The organism is Wujia chipingensis (assembly GCF_014337155.1).
Lineage (GTDB): Bacteria > Bacillota > Clostridia > Lachnospirales > Lachnospiraceae > Coprococcus_C > Coprococcus_C hominis.
The window spans coordinates 18,438-35,587 of sequence record NZ_CP060632.1 but is presented as its reverse complement, the minus strand read 5'-3'; the positions used below and the strand labels follow the sequence as shown (position 1 = coordinate 35,587).

Below are 17,150 nucleotides of genomic sequence, written 5' to 3'. Positions count from 1 at the left end.
TCGAGTTCGTTTACGGTCTGATAGAATGTATTCTGTGTGTCTGTGGTTATTGTTTCATTCGTCATAAGCGGTTCCTCCTAAAAAATAGATGTGTGCATGAAATTAAAGTTGTTAATGAGTAATAATTAAAATTTGTGCGCAAAAAGGGTAATGATTAGTATTCGAAGAATCGAAGATAAAAATATAAATTAATAGACTGTTACCGAACTACGCTATGAACGAGCGCTTCTCGACAACAAAGAAACTGTATCATGAATTACAGCAGATTGTAAAGAGATTTTTAGAAATGCAACTAATTGTAGCATTTAAGGAACCTACACGTTTAATGCTATTGGTAATACCACAGTCGCCACGAAGAATCCTTCTTCGATAGAGTAATTGACAAAACCATGATTGTTCTCCACGGCATGCCGGATACTTTTGGTGCCGATGCCGTGTAGCTTCGTGTCCGTCTTGGTAGAGACGAATTGTCCATCACGTAAAACTGGTGCTTTGTCATAGGTATTTTTCACGATAATCACATAGAAGTTATTTTCATTTTTCTTTGTAATAGTCAGTTGTACAACACGAGAATTATCGCGCGCCAGACATGCTTCAATGGCGTTATCAAGCAGATTTGACAGAATGGATATTATGTCCGCGGACGGTAATTCGGCAAACGTAATATCCGGGAGTACATCGATCGACATCTGGATATTCTGCGATTGGGCAAGTTCACTTTTCTCAGTTAAAATCGCATTCAGAATATCATTTTTGGAATAGTGCGTAAGGATGGTTGTATCTAACTTTGTATCCAATTCGGAAATGAGTGCAAGTGCCTGATCTGGATGTCCATCATCAAGCAGTATGCGGATGGCTTTCATGTAATGGGTCGTATCGTGCACCAGTTCCTGCAAATGTTCATCCATCGTGAGTATCTTCTGATAATAACTCAGTCGAAGCGACTGATCGGAGATAATCAGGTTGTTCTGCAGGTTGTGATTGAGCTGTTCCGTGTATCTCTGGAATGCGCGGAAGATCAGAATATTGCCAAACTGCATGATCGCAAAAAATACGCAGAGCAATATCCGCATGCGTGGAGATGATGCGAAGTCCAGACCAGAATAATATGTGAGCAGCATCATTGCAATGCATGCAATTGGAATACACAAATAGCATGCGAAAATCTTTCGATCCATGCGGGCAGCAGATTTGACAGAGGTCTGCTTATACAGGCAGCAGATCAGATAGGTCAGGAGCTTCAAAGTAAATATCTGCCAAGGAATCGTGGACAGATTCGCAACACTGCTGGAATGAAAAAGGTATGCAGGCAGATTCAATAAAACTGCAAATAAAAATTCGCAGCCGAAGAAAATCGCACACAAAAATACGATATACAGCAGTCGTTCTTTCAAGCTTGCTTCATAAAGAAAAGAGTAAAGAAGTAACAGGCAAATGAAAGAAAGCATATTCAGATACGAAATCTGCAATGTGTTGATACCAAAATAAATGCCGATGAAAGGAATCGCTATCAAAATACGGTTCCAAATTGGTTGAAAGTTTGGACGAATGCTTAAAAAGGCATCAAAAAAGTCCGAAAATATGAGGTATTCTGCAATGCAACTAAACAACAAGATAATATAATCCATACTGCCTCCTAATCCTGTGATTTCATATAACGGAAGAACATTGCCTGAAACTCTTTTTGTCTGGAACGAGAGATCGTCAGCATGCTATTATCCGAAAGTGTCAGTTCGGTTTTATTCAGGTATGTTACATGCTGGAGATTTACTAAGTAACTGTTATGCGCATATGCAAAATAAAAATCATGCAGTAATGCATGCAGATCACTCAGAGAACTTTTGCATAAGATCTTGTCATTGTAAGTATAATAGGGGCTTTTCTTAGATACATAAATCTTAGAACAGCCACGTCCGCGTGCGATATACATAATCTCGGAGGCAGGGAGCTTCAGTTGTGTGCTGTACCATCCGGCATGGATAAAAGGCTCTGTTTTCTCGGTCTGAATATGCGCTATAACATGTGTGAGCTTCTCTACCATATGTTCATCAGACCATGCTTTAAGCAGATAGCGGTATGGTTCAGACTCAAAAGACTCTGGTGTTGGCGACTGCTTCCCGGAACAGAAAACCAGTGTGGAGCTTGGGAATTTCTCGCGAAAAGATTTAGCAAATACCGTTCCATTTACATCTGGAAGTTGGATATCTAAGATCAGTAAATCAATCGTATAGAAATTTGGAAAGTCTGCTTCGAATTCACTTGCTGAGAGGTAGCTGTAGAATTTGCAGGTTTCTGATGGTAGTCCTGCGCGAAGCAATAAACATTTCATATGATCTATAAATAAAGTATCATCATCACAAATAACAATATGATACATAGCTTGGAGTCTCCTTTTAATAACTCAATTTAATAAAATACTTGTTCTATTTTATCATATATATTTTGGAAAAAAAGATGTTCCTGTGCAAAAACTGCATCTCAATCTGCAAAAATCGACATGGGGGTTGAATACGAAATGCGTCCAAGTACTATAAAAGCGGGTGCAGCATTTGAAAAAATTAAAGAAATAGAGGAGCGAGGACGTCAATGGTAACAATAACGTTATATGTTATTTCAGGAGTTTTTTTTGCTTTTGAATGTGGAGCGGCAATGGAAAGAAAGGGGTATGATCCAACAGCATGGTATGTGCTTGGATTTATATTTGGCGTTTGGACTCGTATAGTCATATTTTTCATAAAGGACAATACGGAAGAAGTCGATAAAGCAGAAATTAAGAGAATTGTACAGGCAGATCAAGTACGTGTCATGAAAAGCGACATTGAATTAGGAAGAGTATGGGCGTGCCCTTTATGTAGGAAAGTTAATGATGCCAAAATATACACTTGTTCGTGTGGAACGAGAAAACCTCATAAGGTAGTATCTCAAAAAGTCACAAAACCTATTGTTGAGACGTGGATATGTAAAAATTGCGGAGCGGAAAACTCCGGACATGTATATATATGCAAGTGCGGTATGAAAAAGTCGCAAAATGATGAATGCTCGACACAATAAAAAACTTTAGAAGAAGGGGAGGAAAATAAAAAATGAGAATTATTTTTGTATTGATATGGGCTTTTGTGTGGGCGTATATATGTGGAGCTGCGATGGAAAAGAAGCGAAGGGAATCATCCGCTTGGTATGTACTCGGATTTTTGTTTGGAGGACTTGCATATATTGTTACATTGTTTATAAAACCCAGAGAGCCTGAGTTTGATGAAATAGAGATACAACGTATGGTAGCGGCGGATAAGGTGCGTGCGCTGAAGAGTGATATCTCTACAGGAAGGGTGTGGGTGTGTCCACAGTGTAATAAGATGAACGACAGATATATGACAACCTGTTCCTGTGGAACGCCAAAACCTTTGCGGGCAAGTGCTCAAACAGCAACAGCAAATCCTTCTGTTGGAACATGGACCTGTAATAATTGCGGAATGAAAAACTCAGATCATATATTTATATGTAATTGTGGAATGAAATGATCAATAAATCAAATGATTAAAGTAAAGTGTCTGTAGATAGGATAGGGATTATGTATACCCAAAATATAATACTTTTAAATGAAAAGGAGTATTTTTGCATTAGTAAAGATGCGTATATACTTGGTAAATTTCATCATATGAAAAATGAAAATTATGGTGTAGAAGATCTTCAAAGTGCAAATGGAACGAAAATTAATGGATATTCAATTCAGACCGGCATGGTGTATGAATTGCATGAGGGAGATGTAATAACACTTGCAGATGATTCTTTTACTGTATCTTATGTAGTAACTCCTGATTTTTTATGTCTATCTAAAGGGTTAACAAACGGTCTACCTTTAGCCGTCGTACTAGGACCTAAAAATGAAATCTTAAGTATGTCAATATTGGATATTCTGTTAATTACGGGAACATGTTTATTTTGACACAGCAACGGCACATGCGGTTCTGCATAAAAACCTCTAAACCATACATACTAACTTATGTATAGTTTGGAGGCTTTTTATGGACTTAAAAGATCTGTATGATGATAACAATAAGCTCAAGGTGCCTCTGCGGCAGAGCTTAGCTGAGAATAAAAAGGTGCTCGGCATCCTGTTTGAAAACTGTGGGGATGTAGTGCAGAAGTCTTTCGCGATGGAGCGGGCGGAGGGCATGGTGTATATGCATGTTGTATATATCGATGGCTTGACGAATAACGGCATGATCGAGGAGACGATCCTGAAGCCGCTTTCGTACGAATGGCGTGGAAACTCGGCGAAGGATGTCTGGGACAGCATCTTATATCAGGAGGTTCAGACGGCGGATATCAAGGAGGAAACTTCCTTTGATAAAACCGTCGGTTCGATTCTGAAGGGTGATACGGCGATCTTCATTGATGGTTATGCGAGGTCAATGATCGTATCGTCGAAGAAATTACCACTTAGAGGAATCTCTGAAAATGATACGGAAGCGGGCATGCGCGGACCGAAGGACAGCTTTAATGAGGGGTTCCGGCAGAGTACCGCGTTGATCCGGCGGCGGATCAAGGATGCAAAATTGCGCGTGGAGCAGGATACGATTGGGGAGCGCACACGGACGGACTATGCGCTTGTGTATCTGGCAGATGTAGCGTCGGAGGAGCTGGTTAAGCGCGTGCGGGAGGACATGCATCACTATGATATTGATGCCATCTATGATAGTGGGATGGCGCAGCATTTGATGGAAAATTGGTATTCTCCGTTTCCAACGTTTCAGTCGACGACCAGACCGGATAAGGTGGCAGCAGGGATTACGGAAGGCAGAGTGGCAATCGTATTTGACAATTCGCCGGAGGTGATTCTGGCACCGTGTAATTTGAACATGCTGTTGCAGACATCCGATGATTATTACAATCGCTGGGCGGTCGGGACATTTGCACGGATCATCCGGTATATCGCGGCATTTCTGGCGGTGTCCCTGCCCGGACTTTATATCGCGATTACCGTGTATCACAGTGATATTCTTCCGACAAAGCTTCTGTATGCGATCGCGTCAGCACGGAGTATGGTCACCTTTCCTGTGATTGCGGAAGTGCTACTGATGGAGTTTCTGTTTGAGCTTTTGCGCGAAGCGGGGATCCGTCTGCCGGGACCGCTTGGCAATACGATCGGGATTGTCGGCGGCTTGATCGTCGGACAGTCGGCAGTGGAGGCGGGCATCGTGAGTACGATGGTTGTGATCGTTGTAGCGCTGACTGCGATTGCAAGCTTTGCGATTCCGAATGAAGAGTTCGCATCGGTGTTCCGCCTGCTCAAATTTTTCGTGATTATTCCGTCTGCCATCTGGGGCTTGTATGGATATATTCTAGCGCTTTTGGTGATTGCGGTGCATCTGTCCGGACTGATGAGCTTCGGCATCCCATATATGTATCCGATTGTCGCCGGAAGTGGCAAGCGCGCCTATGCAAATCAGGATTTTGTGCTGCGGGCACCGATCTCGTGGATGCGGAAACGCCCAATCTTTGCGCGCGAGGAGGAACGTATGAGGCTGAAACCCCATGTGACGAAGTCACATGCTACGAATGGTTTCAGCCGACCTGCCGCCGAACAGAGTGAGGGGGCGATACCCGGGCTGAAACCCCATGTGACGAAGTCAACAGAGAAGGAGGAAAAAAATCATGAATCTGGCGGACGGTAAAATCTCCAAACGGCAATGGTTTCGCATGAGCTATCTCGAATGTGTCACGATCAGTATGATGATGATTCCGTATATCACATTGTCACTTGCGGGCAAATATCATGTGCTGGCACTGGTGGTCGGGCTCGCATTTGTCGTGCTCTATGGCGCGTTGATGCTGTATCTTGCGGACTTTGTTCCATGCGGTTATATCAATGCGATTCGGAATCATATGGGATGGACTGCCGGTATATTGGACGTGCTGTATGCCTTACGGTATCTGCTGCGTGCGACGCTTATCGCGGTCTTTTTCTCCATGATTTTGCAACGCTATTTGTTGCAAAGCTTCTCCGTATGGTGGATCTTCCTGCCATTTCTTGGAATCACATTGTATGGTGCGTCCAAGTCGATGGAAGGACGCGCACGGATGTTTGAATTTTTGTTTGGGTGGATGGTCGTACCACTCATATTGATCGTTGTGTTCTCGGTATCGAATATTGATATCGGCGCAATCATGCAGGGAATCACATCACAGTCGGAGGTATCGGGCGTGTTCAAGGGCGCATATGCAATCCTTCTGGCATTGTCGCCGTTGGAATTGCAGCTCTACAGTTGCCCATGCGTGAAGGAGAAAGACCGAATGGGGGGAATCTGGCTGCTTGTCTGGATTTTATTTGCCATTGTATTTGCGTATCTGTTCATCGTGGCAATCCTTGGCTATGGCTGGACGGCAAGCGACACGACGGCATCGTTCAATGTAATGGAAGCGGCTTCTTTTCCTGGCGGGGCGGTGGCGCGGCTTGACTATCCGGTGATGGCATTTTGGATTATCGGTGTGTTTGCAGTTGTGAGCGGCTATCTGCATCAGACTCGGGACTTCCTGTATTCGCTGTGTGAAGTGAAGCAGAAAAGTGGACGTGTTGTGACATTTGTGGTGATGTTCGCGGGTGCGTGTCTGTTTGCGTATGGAATGCAGTTTGAATCGGCCGTAAAATATGGCATGCGGTATTTCCTGTATGCAGACCTTGCGATCGGCATTGTATTTCCGTTGATCGTCATGTGGGTAAAGACGAAAAAACGCGTGAAATGGGGAATCTGTTTTGTCTGTCTGACTGTGTTAGCTGCAATCGGCAGTGTATTGATCGGAGATGAAAAGCTTGGCAGACAATTTGTGCAAAATGATTTTACTGCGATAGAACAGAAAAAGGAAACGTTGGAGCACCGGGATTATGTGCAGGAAATGCAGGTGGAAACTGCGAAGGACGGATATCAGTTTACATTTGTGATTGCAGATATCGCCGGGTACGAAGGGGAAAACAGCATCAATCAGACGCTCTACCATGTGCAGGCGGACAGTCTTGCGATGGCAGCAGATCTGTACCAGAGAGAGAACGAGCGGCAGTTGGATTTCGGGCATATGAAGCAGATCGCGGCAGATATGACGGGGCAGGAGATACATCCGCTCTTGCTGGAGCTTGGGCACCGGTCGGGAATCTCGAAATCAATTCCGGTCATGATGGAAACGGATGGCGCAAAATATATTTTGCGGGAAATGATTAAAGCTGCTTACGGAAGGGAAAGCTTGTAACGAAATCAACTTTCGATGGAGGAGTTCGTTATGGGGTATAAGATTCTAAAAGGAGCGATGGTCGGAATCCTGCTTGGAGTATGTGGTGGGATCTTACTTACGAGTGTGCTGCACATTGCAGGAGGTGGGAGTGTCCGTGATGTCGTCAGTCTGTTTCGCGAGGGAAATATGAAAATGCTATTTGCAGGTCAGAAAATTAGCGATGAAGATCAGGCAGATCTTGAAGCTGTGTTTGGAGATAGCGGTAAAACAGAGAGTCTGTCAGGCGATGTGGATGATGTTGCAGAAAAAAGCGGTATCTGTGCGGATGTCTATGAGGATGCGCTAAAAAGCCCGGAAGATGTCGTGGTGCGGTTCCATGTGCGCGCAAACAGTGACAGTGAGACAGATCTTGCTCTGAAATATGAGGTGCGGGATGCAGTGCTTGCTTTGCTTGCGGAAGATCTGCAGAAAGCAGAAAATGACAGTGAAGCAATCTTGTATCTGGCGCAGAATTTATCGAAAATCCGCAACACTGCGCGTGCAGTTGTCGAGGAGGCAGGCTATCATTACGATGTAAAAGCATATATTACGAGAGAGGAATTCCCGATTCGGGAATATGGGGAACTGGTGCTTCCTGCAGGAACCTACCGGGCACTGCGTATAGATATCGGTGAGGCAAAAGGCGAGAACTTCTGGTGCATGCTGTATCCGATGATGTGCTACACGATGGACGCGGGGGCAGTTGTCGATTCGGCAGATGCAGAGAAAATCGCACAGGCACTCGACGAAGAAAGTTACGAGAAATTATTCGTGAAGCGGGACATAAAGCCCGGTGATATCAAAGTAAAGTTAAAGATTCTTGAATGGTTGCAGGATACCTTCTAAGTTGTTATAATAAAACATAATGTATTCATATTTTGAATACTATATAAAGTTAGTTTGTTTATAGCAATTTACGAGAAGAAATGTATATCGAGTTGAAAGATAATACAAATTCTTAAGCAGACCATATAAACACATCGGTACTTAATAAGCTGTGCCAGCTATCTGGCTGGTGCAGCGAATTTAGTACCGTTATGTGTTTCTCTGAGCGAGAGCGCGTCTGCGTAGAATTTTGTATTATCGTCCAACTCGGAGAATAAATTAGAACCTCGTAAATTGCGGAATAAAACCATTACATAAAGAAAGGCAAAAACCATGAAAAAGAATCTAGCAGTTATATTTGGCGGCCGCTCATCCGAGCATGAAGTATCCTGCGTGTCAGTTGTTACAATTGCCAAAGCAGTAGATCTTGAGAAATACAATATGTTCCTGATCGGAATTACAAAAGACGGTGAGTGGAAGCTTGTAGAAGATATCGCAGGCATTGAGGACGGAAGCTGGAAGGAAAGTCCTGTTTCTGCAATTATTTCCCCGGATACAAAGGGCGGACTTATCATTTCGCAGGACGATATGATGAAGGTGCAGCCGATTGATGTGATCTTCCCGGTACTGCATGGCATGTATGGTGAGGATGGAACGATTCAGGGATTGTTTGAGATGGCGGATATCCCATATGTCGGATGTGGTGTGTTCGCTTCTGCTGCATCTATGGATAAGTTCTATACTAAGCTGGTCGTTGATACACTTGGAATTCGTCAGGCTGTTTATGTGCCGGTGCTGGCAGAACAATTGGAGGATATCGACGAGGTGACAGCCCGCGTCGAAGCAAAGCTTTCTTATCCGGTATTTGTAAAGCCTTCCAAGGCAGGTTCTTCCAAGGGTGTTTCCAAGGCAGATGACCGTGCAGCGTTGGTTGTTGCCCTGAAGGAAGCTGCAAAGCATGATTATAAGATTCTGGTTGAGGAGACGATCGTCGGTCGAGAGATTGAGTGCGCTGTCCTTGGTTATGGTAAAAATACAAAGGCATCCCGCGTGGGCGAGATTCTTGCGGCAGCAGAATTCTACGATTTCGATGCAAAGTACAACAATGTAGAGTCTAAGACTGTAATTGGTGCTGATCTTCCGGACGGAAAAGAGGCAGAAGTGCAGAAGGATGCGGTTGCAATCTTCAATGCGCTGGATGGATTCGGTCTTTCCCGTGTAGACTTCTTCTTGGAGAAGGATACGAACGAGGTTGTATTTAACGAGATCAACACATTACCGGGCTTTACATCCATCAGTATGTATCCAATGCTCTGGAAGGATAAGGGATATTCGATTGAGAGTCTGGTAGAGACTTTGATCGAGATGGCAAAGGAACGTCCATAATGAAAGCAGTCATTGAGTTTGAAAATGTAGATGTGGAGACCGGCGAAGTGATGCGCTCGCAGGCAACTGCGCTGGCAAGCATGACCGAACAGGGAATGAAGCTTACCTACGTGGAGGATGTGTCCGGCGATGGACACAAGACACGCTGTACGATGATTTTCTCCGACAACCGGCTCCGTGTGACACGGAGCGGCGAGCTGAATTCGGACTTTGTATATGAGCATGGCTTAACGCATCATACGAAATATGCGACCGGCTATGGCTCGATTCCGGTGACCCTGCAGACGAAGCATTTCCTGCACACGGCAGAGGGTATCGATTATGAGGCGGCCGTTCTGGCAGAGGAGTTTTCCCTGCGTCTTGCATTGCAATATACCATGGAGATGGGAAATGAACTGCCGATGGAACGGAAGATGAAGGTGCATGTACATAATTTAGCGGATTAGGTATGCCATACAGATGATTAAGTAAGCATAGAAAACCGGATGGATTACAACAAACATGTAAATCCATCCGGTTCTTTTATTTTTCTGTATTTTTCGTTTCTTTCTTCTTTCTCATCGCCAGCCATACGAACAGCACTGTAAGCACCAACGCGCCAGCCGTGATGATACTGCATCGTACCGTTTCCTCAAACCATACGGATGGAATGAATAGTACACTCAGATTGATACTGAAATGCAGGATCATGCTTGCGAGGAGCGTGTTCGCTTTGTAAGCCACAAATCCAAGCAGACATCCTAAGATGCATGCATAGATGCCCTGTACAATGTTTCCGTGATACAACCCGAAAAGTACACCCTGAAACAGGATTGCGAAAGCCGATGGCATGTAGCGCTTCGCATAGCCCATGATCACTCCGCGGAAGAACAATTCTTCGCCGATCGGGGCGATTACAAAGGTCGCGATCATCATCGGGACTGCACGGTTCACACCGACCGTCTTGGATACAAGTTCATAGTAGGCTGCAAAGGTATCCGGGAAGAGGGGACTTACCAGATTCAGGATTCCGTCCACCATGATCTGAATTGCAACACCAGCAAGCAATAAAAATGGAGTCCGTATAGAACAGACGCATGAAAAAATATTTTTCATGCGTCCTTTTGTATTATCTTCGAAAGATTCGTCTGTGGAAACGATATTTCCCCGATAAAATATGCGGTAATACCAGACCCCGAAACAAATCAGAAATACAATATGCTGTGCAAGCACGAGGTACGCCTGATTCATAGGCTGGTTATAATCCATTTGTAAGATCTTGCCAATCGTATTTTCGCTGTTTGATTTCTCATCGGAACGCATATTCTTGAAGAACAGAATTGCAACATCGATGAAATTCAATACATACTGCGCCAATACTGCAATCAGAAACGGTGTAAAGGAACCGATAATATCTTTCAATTTTGCCGGTTGATTTTTACATCTTGTCACTGATCTTTTTCGCTCTTTCTTTCTCCCGACGAAGCTCTTCCTTGGACTTCTCAACAGGCTTGTCTTTTGCCTTGCCCTTGGATTTTGCTTTCTCGAGCATTTCTGCGTTCAATTGCTTCTGCATTTCAACCTGACGTTTCCGCATACGTGTACGCCAGTTGCCCTTTTTCTTCTTGCCAGTTTCTTCTTCCTGAGCTACCTTCTTGCCACGGACGCTCTTTACACTGATGATGTAAATGCCGCTGACCATCGCTTTTACTTCGCCTCTGGTTGGAAGCTCGTCGAAGATTGCATCATCACAGATCATGTTCATAATCTGTGGACCAACCTTGACCTTTGCGATTGGAAGCTTTGCTTTCTGGTAACGCTTTGGTGTCTGTTCCATCACCATTTTTGGAAGTCCGGCGTCTTTCATTGGCAGCATTTTCTTGTCGATGATCAACATATTCATCGGCTGTGCCGCCTCTACCATCTGTTCTCTCTGTGCACTCTGTTTCTTCTGTAATTTGTCACCGACTCTGTATAACACGAACATGATCGCAAGTGCTACCACGATGACAATAATCATGATTAACCACCAAGGCATGGTTCAAATCCTCCTCTAAATGTTATTTTTATCATACATATCCTGTATAAGCTGTGGAAACTCTGCATATCGCTCCTTGCGTTCCTTTGGAGGAAGTTCACAAGGATAGATCGGCTTTCCGAATTCAATCGTTACGCTATGGCTGTGAATCCGTTTCTTTGGTGCAGATTCAAGCATCAGATCGGAACGGCAGATCGATACCGGAACGATCGGGGATTTCGATTTCTCTGCCATCTTATATCCGCCCTCGCGAAATGGCAGAAGTGTGTCGGTCTGGTTTCTGGTTCCCTCTGGGAATACGACCATCGAATGTCCCTGCTTCATGTATTCCGTTCCCTGCTTGATCACGGATAAGCCCTGCTTGATATCTTCTCTGTCTAAGAACAGACATCCGATATCCCGCATATACAGTGGGAGAAGCGGAATCTTTTCCATTTCTTTTTTCGCAAGGAAGCCAAGCGGCTTGCCGATTGCTTCATGATAGATCAGAATGTCGAAATAACTGCGGTGGTTGCCGACGAATAACACCGGTCCGTCCTGCGGTATATTTTCTTTTCCGATGACGTTCACCTTGCATCCGGACAGTTTCAGTTCAAACCGGAAGAAGCCGGATACAAACCTGCGTGCTTTTTCCCATGATTTCTCAGGATTTTTCTTCCATAATTGTTTCATGTAGAGATGGTATGGCAGACAGAAGAACAGTGCCACCATCAATACGATTCCAACTCCCAATGTCTTCATAGATACACCTCTTATCGTCCAAACATTTTACAGGTTTCATATAATCTTGCTTCAAGTTCACGTGTCAGTGCGTCTTCTTTGTATCTCCATGCCCAGTTTCCTTCGCCGACACCCGGTGTGTTCATACGTGCCCAGGAATCTAAGCATAATACATCCTGCATTGGCACGATCGCCATGTTAGCAACAGAGCCAAAGCATGCACGGATCATAATCCAGCAGATGTCATAACCATCGGTTGAGAAGTAGCGGCGCAACTTGTCTTTGGAAGCTTCATATGCGTGCTTGTACCAGCCGAGGGTTGTATCGTTATCGTGTGTACCTGTATAGCAGACACAGTTACGAACAAAGTTGTGTGGAAGGAAATCATTTTCCTCCGGATTCTCAAATGCAAACTGCAATACCTTCATGCCAGGCAGACCGAATTTGTCGCGCAGCTCGATAACCGAATCATCGATCTCACCAAGATCTTCGGCGATAATCGGAAGATGATAACCGAGGGTTGCTTCAAGCTGTGTAAAGAAGTTTACACCCGGTGCTTCTACCCATTTACCGTTGATGGCGGTTTCTTCGCCATAAGGGATCGCCCAGTATTTATCGAAACCACGGAAATGGTCGATTCGCAGGAAATCACAGAGTGTCAGCTGGTAACGAATACGGTTCAGCCACCACTCATAACCGGTCTCGGTATGCTTCTTCCAGTTGTATAACGGGTTGCCCCACAACTGTCCGGTCGCTGAGAAATAATCCGGTGGAACTCCGGCAACGACGGTTGGGTACCCCTTGGAATCTAATTGGAACAGGCTCTGGTTTGCCCATACATCCACACTGTCCCAAGCCATGAAGATCGGGATATCGCCCACGATGGAAATGCCCTTATCGTTTGCGTATTTCTTCAAGGTCGTCCATTCATAATAGAATAAGAACTGGATGAACTTGTAGTAGCCCATCTCGGTATCGAGCTTCTTCGCCCATGTTTCCTTCTGCTTCTTGGTTGGTTTCTTCAGGTTATCTTCCCACATGTACCAAGGCATGCCCTGATGATAGTCCTTGCCTGCCATGAACAATGCGTAATCCTTCAGCCAGACAGATGTCTCGCAGAAATTATCGTACGCCTGCTTCATCTCCGGATCGTCATGGATACCATCAGATAAAGATTCGTCGTGAAAACGGGAATAAGCAAGCTTCAAAAGCCCTGTCTTAAACTCAATCAACTCACCATAATTGATCTGCTCTGCGTTCCATGCCGGCATATCCCGGAAGTCTTCGTCGTAAAGAAGATGTAACTCCTTCAGATGATCCAGACTGATGATAAGCGGCTGTCCCGCAAATGCGGAGAAAGGCTGATATGGAGAATCTCCAAATCCGGTATGTCCGAGTGGCAGTACTTGCCATGTGTTCAATCCCGAACGTTCCAGAAAATCAACAAATCTATAAGCGCTTGCACCCAGCTCACCGATGCCGTAAGGCCCCGGAAGTGAGGTTGGATGAAGCAGGATCCCCGTGTATTTCTTTGGCTTTTTACTTGCGCCAGCTTCTTCTGCCATAATATTCTTGTCCTCCTAATTATGTATCTCCTATTAAACCAAACTTCATTATACAGAAAAACATGGAAATTATCTATATAATTTGTAAAGTTTTTCAAACAAAGGAATGGCTTTTTCGACCATATCCGTTGTCACGCAGTAAGAGATTCGGAAATGTCCCGGACATAAGAAGCTGTCACCCGGTACGATGATCAGGTTCAGCTCTTTGGCTGCGCGCCAGCAGAATTCATTTGCATCTTCCGTCAAGGCGCGTGGGAACATGTAGAAGGTTCCGCCCGGCTCAACCATCTCGTAGCCGATGCGTGTCAATTCTTTATATAAAATATTCTTGTTCGTCTCATAGATTGACAGGTCACTTGTCTGGTCAAGCACAGACTCCACAGCCATCTGGATGATGGAAGGTGGGCAGTTGTGTCCGGTAAATCTGGAGATCTGACCAGCCATAAGTACGAGAAGCTTTGCGTCTTCGCAGGCTGGGTTCACTGCCATGTAACCGATACGTTCACCTGGCAGAGACACGGACTTACTGAATGAGTAACAGCAGATCGTGTTCTCGTATAACTTGGAAATAAATGGTGCATCCACACCAGCAAATACAATCTCACGGTAAGGTTCATCGGAGATCAGGTAGATCGGATGTCCGTATTCCTTCTCTTTTGCACGCAGGATATCCGCCAGCTTTGTGATCGTGGCAGTTGAATAAACGATACCAGATGGGTTATTCGGAGAGTTGATGAGGATTGCCTGTACATTCGGGTTCAGGGATTTCTCGAATTCCTCAAAATTGATCTGGAATGTGGTGATGTCGGCAGGAATCACGGTAAGCTTTGCACCGGTTCCTGTCACATAAGGAACATATTCCGGGAAATAAGGTGCAAAGGTGATAACCTCATCGCCATCCTTTGTCACGCACCGAAGCGCATGTGCCAGCGCACTGGCTGCTGCACTCGTCATGAAGATGTGATCCATCGTGTAGTTCATGCCAAAACGCTTATTCAAAGAATCGGCAACCGCCTGTCTTGTAGATGGAAGTCCAAGCGATGGGCTGTAACTATGCAGCTTCACCGGATCTTCGGTCTGCAACAGTTCGATCATACGATCGGTAAATGTCTGTGGTACAGGAACGGATGGATTTCCGATAGAGAAATTGTAGATATTCTCCATGCCGATTTCGGCTCCTTTTTTGTTAGCATAATCAAAAAATTGGCGAATGATAGAACCTTTTCCTGTCATATCCTTGTAGAATTCGTTAATCATGATATATTTCCTTTCTTTGATGATATTGATTTATCTGTGAAAACGCACTTTGAATTTGTGTATTTACCCGTCTCCGTTTCTGTAAATATAGATATGTTTGGGACTTAGAAGTTCTTGATGTTCTGTAAGTATGCAGCAATGGTTGAACACGATGTTCAACCAAGCCGCCACTGAGCCACGGATGGCGAATTGGCGGCGGTTGCGTACGGTATAATATGTATATCAGAACATCTAGTACTTCTTAGTTCCAATACATCGTATATTTGCAGAAACGGAGGCGGGTATAATATACACAAATTCATGTGCGTTTCACAAATTAAATTCAATGTGAGTGAATTAGGAATAAACAGAAAACAAGTGGCGAGAAAAACCGGGGAGGGAATTAATTCGCCACTTGTTTGAGGGGAGAGAGGATTCAAATATATGAAAAGCTCTTACAATGCATACTATAACAATAAATTGTGTCTAAAATATGTTCTAATTGTGAAAAAGTTTTCACATCCTCAAATCCCTGCTGTTTATTCAGCGTCATAGCTCTTGATGGATGCATCAAGCTTCTGTAATGTCTTCTGAATGGAGTCGTTGATAACACCTGATTCATGTGCCATCTTACCAAACTCATGCGCAACAACGGTGAATCCGCGTCCGGCTTCGCCTGCACGTGCAGCCTCAATCGAAGCGTTCAGTGCAAGGATATTCTGCTTATTCTCAATCTTCTTTAATCCCTGCGATTTTCCGGCAAGCTCCTTGATCAGGGCAGCAGCACCAGCAATCTCTTCATTGAAAGAAGCGATTGCTTCCTCGTATTTCTTCTTGCGGTAGCCAGCCTCTAAGAGATTCTGGATAGCGGCAACCAGAATGGCAGCAGCAGCTTCGACAACTTCTTCGTCTGTATCCTCATCCAAAGGACCGCCAACAACCGTTGCAACCTCGACGTCATCGACTTCGATGCTCTCGCCAAATGCTTCTACATTATTTCTGGAAAATCCGAGCTTGTTGGAAAGGAAGTTACCTTCATCATCGAGAACAACGGCGATCATGTGTGTTGCAGCCGCCCACTGCTCCAGGATGTTATCAAGTGCTTCCATATCTAAATAATCATTTATAGTCATAAAATGCTCCTCCTTGTGCGTAACATATACCTAATCTTCATTTTACCGAATTTACAGAGGGATTTCAATAGCGGAACCAAATAAATTCTCGAATATTGTGGCGAATTTATGCAGGACGGAGGATAGATGCACAGATATTTACGACTGGGGTTGCACGAACATCTGGTGTAGGGTAAAATAAACGCAATTATTATGGTAAGGCAAGGATAAATGAAATGATTCAGATATTTGATACACATGCACATTATGATGATGAGAGTTTTGATGATGATCGCGAGCGGCTTCTGGCTGGATTTCCGGCACAGGGCGTACACGCGGTGACGAACATCGGAACGAATATCAGGGCGAGTGAAGAGACGGTTCGGATGACAGAAAAATACGAGAATCTGTACGGTGTGGTTGGTATATTCCCATCGGAAGTTGCGGAACTGGAGAATCCTGATAATGTCAAGCGTCTGAAGGAGCTTGCAAAGCATGACAAGATCGTGGCGATCGGTGAAATCGGACTCGATTATCATTATGAAGAAACGGACAAGGCATTGCAGCACAAATGGTTCGCCGGACAGATGGATATTGCACGCGAGTTAAAGTTGCCAATCGCGATCCACAGCCGGGATGCGGCGCAGGACACAATTCAGATCATGCGGGCTTCCCGCGCAGAGGAGATTGGCGGTGTGATCCATTGTTATTCGTATTCGAAGGAGAGTGCACGAGACTTCCTGAATATGGGATTTTATTTTGGCATTGGTGGCGTGGTGACATTTAAGAATGCGAAGAAATTAAAGGAAGCAGTGGCATATATTCCGCTGTCAAATATCGTGCTTGAGACGGATGCACCATACCTGACACCGGAGCCATTCCGCGGCAAGCGCAATGATTCATCGAAACTCGTCTATGTCGCACAGGCGATCGCGGATATCAAGCAGATTCCGGTGGATGAGGTGTATGCAGAGACATGGAAAAATGCGCACCAGATGTATAAAATTCAGAAGTAGAGAAATGGAG

General features: G+C 44.6%; 17 protein-coding genes. 9 read left to right on the top strand and 8 right to left on the bottom strand.

The features are described from left to right. Positions 1–314 precede the first annotated feature (314 nt). Positions 315–1,628: a sensor histidine kinase gene (locus H9Q76_RS00195; RefSeq protein ID WP_249321341.1), complete on the bottom strand. Its 1,314-nt coding sequence runs from the start codon at positions 1,626–1,628 to the stop codon at positions 315–317. A gap of 8 nt (positions 1,629–1,636) precedes the next feature. Next, complete coding sequence (locus H9Q76_RS00190) at positions 1,637–2,377, bottom strand: LytR/AlgR family response regulator transcription factor (protein ID WP_195541135.1); 741 nt, start codon at positions 2,375–2,377, stop codon at positions 1,637–1,639. Between the two features lie 209 nt (positions 2,378–2,586). On the opposite strand from H9Q76_RS00190, the gene H9Q76_RS00185 reads away from it, so the two are divergent. The 8 genes from H9Q76_RS00185 (at position 2,587) to H9Q76_RS00150 (ending at position 9,920) form a co-directional block, all read left to right on the top strand. Next, a complete protein-coding gene (locus H9Q76_RS00185) occupies positions 2,587–3,051 on the top strand; it encodes a hypothetical protein (protein WP_117781144.1) in 465 nt (154 codons plus the stop codon). 32 nt (positions 3,052–3,083) lie between these two features. Beyond that, positions 3,084–3,518: a hypothetical protein gene (locus H9Q76_RS00180; protein WP_117781145.1), complete on the top strand. Its 435-nt coding sequence runs from the start codon at positions 3,084–3,086 to the stop codon at positions 3,516–3,518. A gap of 50 nt (positions 3,519–3,568) precedes the next feature. Then, positions 3,569–3,943: an FHA domain-containing protein gene (locus H9Q76_RS00175; protein ID WP_117781146.1), complete on the top strand. Its 375-nt coding sequence runs from the start codon at positions 3,569–3,571 to the stop codon at positions 3,941–3,943. A gap of 79 nt (positions 3,944–4,022) precedes the next feature. Further along, complete coding sequence (locus H9Q76_RS00170) at positions 4,023–5,675, top strand: spore germination protein (protein WP_249321340.1); 1,653 nt, start codon at positions 4,023–4,025, stop codon at positions 5,673–5,675. Then, on the top strand, positions 5,656–7,242 hold the full coding sequence (locus tag H9Q76_RS00165) for a GerAB/ArcD/ProY family transporter (protein WP_249321339.1): 1,587 nt from the start codon (positions 5,656–5,658) through the stop codon (positions 7,240–7,242). Before H9Q76_RS00170 ends, H9Q76_RS00165 begins: the two co-directional genes overlap by 20 nt. Before the next feature lie 30 nt (positions 7,243–7,272). After that, positions 7,273–8,109: a stage II sporulation protein R gene (locus H9Q76_RS00160; protein WP_249321338.1), complete on the top strand. Its 837-nt coding sequence runs from the start codon at positions 7,273–7,275 to the stop codon at positions 8,107–8,109. 312 nt (positions 8,110–8,421) lie between these two features. Then, positions 8,422–9,474: a D-alanine--D-alanine ligase family protein gene (locus H9Q76_RS00155; protein ID WP_249321337.1), complete on the top strand. Its 1,053-nt coding sequence runs from the start codon at positions 8,422–8,424 to the stop codon at positions 9,472–9,474. Continuing rightward, a complete protein-coding gene (locus H9Q76_RS00150; protein ID WP_249321336.1) occupies positions 9,474–9,920 on the top strand; it encodes a DUF1934 domain-containing protein in 447 nt (148 codons plus the stop codon). Before H9Q76_RS00155 ends, H9Q76_RS00150 begins: the two co-directional genes overlap by 1 nt. Before the next feature lie 76 nt (positions 9,921–9,996). Here the strand turns inward: H9Q76_RS00150 and H9Q76_RS00145 are convergent, their stop codons facing one another. From H9Q76_RS00145 to H9Q76_RS00120, 6 genes are all read right to left on the bottom strand, one after another. Beyond that, entirely contained in the window at positions 9,997–10,905 is a 909-nt protein-coding gene (locus tag H9Q76_RS00145; protein WP_249321335.1) for a CPBP family intramembrane glutamic endopeptidase, read from the bottom strand. Further along, on the bottom strand, positions 10,892–11,491 hold the full coding sequence (locus tag H9Q76_RS00140; RefSeq protein WP_118734766.1) for a hypothetical protein: 600 nt from the start codon (positions 11,489–11,491) through the stop codon (positions 10,892–10,894). Before H9Q76_RS00140 ends, H9Q76_RS00145 begins: the two co-directional genes overlap by 14 nt. 15 nt (positions 11,492–11,506) lie before the next feature. Then, positions 11,507–12,232: a lysophospholipid acyltransferase family protein gene (locus H9Q76_RS00135; RefSeq protein ID WP_118374543.1), complete on the bottom strand. Its 726-nt coding sequence runs from the start codon at positions 12,230–12,232 to the stop codon at positions 11,507–11,509. Positions 12,233–12,243: 11 nt separating this feature from the next. Then, a complete protein-coding gene (gene malQ / locus H9Q76_RS00130) occupies positions 12,244–13,776 on the bottom strand; it encodes a 4-alpha-glucanotransferase (protein WP_118734767.1) in 1,533 nt (510 codons plus the stop codon). Between the two features lie 69 nt (positions 13,777–13,845). After that, on the bottom strand, positions 13,846–15,033 hold the full coding sequence (locus H9Q76_RS00125) for a pyridoxal phosphate-dependent aminotransferase (RefSeq protein WP_117781154.1): 1,188 nt from the start codon (positions 15,031–15,033) through the stop codon (positions 13,846–13,848). A 518-nt stretch (positions 15,034–15,551) separates the two neighbouring features. Continuing rightward, the gene (locus H9Q76_RS00120; RefSeq protein ID WP_021984019.1) at positions 15,552–16,145 is read right to left on the bottom strand and encodes a methyl-accepting chemotaxis protein; all 594 of its coding nucleotides are present in this window, start codon (positions 16,143–16,145) and stop codon (positions 15,552–15,554) included. A 215-nt stretch (positions 16,146–16,360) separates the two neighbouring features. On the opposite strand from H9Q76_RS00120, the gene H9Q76_RS00115 reads away from it, so the two are divergent. After that, the gene (locus H9Q76_RS00115) at positions 16,361–17,140 is read left to right on the top strand and encodes a TatD family hydrolase (RefSeq protein ID WP_117781155.1); all 780 of its coding nucleotides are present in this window, start codon (positions 16,361–16,363) and stop codon (positions 17,138–17,140) included. Positions 17,141–17,150 lie beyond the last annotated feature (10 nt).

Bases quoted from the DNA above. Each gene is read 5' to 3' on its own strand.
- H9Q76_RS00195 (WP_249321341.1), bottom strand. From the start codon at position 1,628: ATGGATTATATTATCTTGTTGTTTAGTTGCATTGCAGAATACCTCATA.
- H9Q76_RS00190 (WP_195541135.1), bottom strand. From the start codon at position 2,377: ATGTATCATATTGTTATTTGTGATGATGATACTTTATTTATAGATCAT.
- H9Q76_RS00185 (WP_117781144.1), top strand. From the start codon at position 2,587: ATGGTAACAATAACGTTATATGTTATTTCAGGAGTTTTTTTTGCTTTT.
- H9Q76_RS00180 (WP_117781145.1), top strand. From the start codon at position 3,084: ATGAGAATTATTTTTGTATTGATATGGGCTTTTGTGTGGGCGTATATA.
- H9Q76_RS00175 (WP_117781146.1), top strand. From the start codon at position 3,569: ATGTATACCCAAAATATAATACTTTTAAATGAAAAGGAGTATTTTTGC.
- H9Q76_RS00170 (WP_249321340.1), top strand. From the start codon at position 4,023: ATGGACTTAAAAGATCTGTATGATGATAACAATAAGCTCAAGGTGCCT.
- H9Q76_RS00165 (WP_249321339.1), top strand. From the start codon at position 5,656: ATGAATCTGGCGGACGGTAAAATCTCCAAACGGCAATGGTTTCGCATG.
- H9Q76_RS00160 (WP_249321338.1), top strand. From the start codon at position 7,273: ATGGGGTATAAGATTCTAAAAGGAGCGATGGTCGGAATCCTGCTTGGA.
- H9Q76_RS00155 (WP_249321337.1), top strand. From the start codon at position 8,422: ATGAAAAAGAATCTAGCAGTTATATTTGGCGGCCGCTCATCCGAGCAT.
- H9Q76_RS00150 (WP_249321336.1), top strand. From the start codon at position 9,474: ATGAAAGCAGTCATTGAGTTTGAAAATGTAGATGTGGAGACCGGCGAA.
- H9Q76_RS00140 (WP_118734766.1), bottom strand. From the start codon at position 11,491: ATGCCTTGGTGGTTAATCATGATTATTGTCATCGTGGTAGCACTTGCG.
- H9Q76_RS00135 (WP_118374543.1), bottom strand. From the start codon at position 12,232: ATGAAGACATTGGGAGTTGGAATCGTATTGATGGTGGCACTGTTCTTC.
- malQ (WP_118734767.1), bottom strand. From the start codon at position 13,776: ATGGCAGAAGAAGCTGGCGCAAGTAAAAAGCCAAAGAAATACACGGGG.
- H9Q76_RS00125 (WP_117781154.1), bottom strand. From the start codon at position 15,033: ATGATTAACGAATTCTACAAGGATATGACAGGAAAAGGTTCTATCATT.
- H9Q76_RS00120 (WP_021984019.1), bottom strand. From the start codon at position 16,145: ATGACTATAAATGATTATTTAGATATGGAAGCACTTGATAACATCCTG.
- H9Q76_RS00115 (WP_117781155.1), top strand. From the start codon at position 16,361: ATGATTCAGATATTTGATACACATGCACATTATGATGATGAGAGTTTT.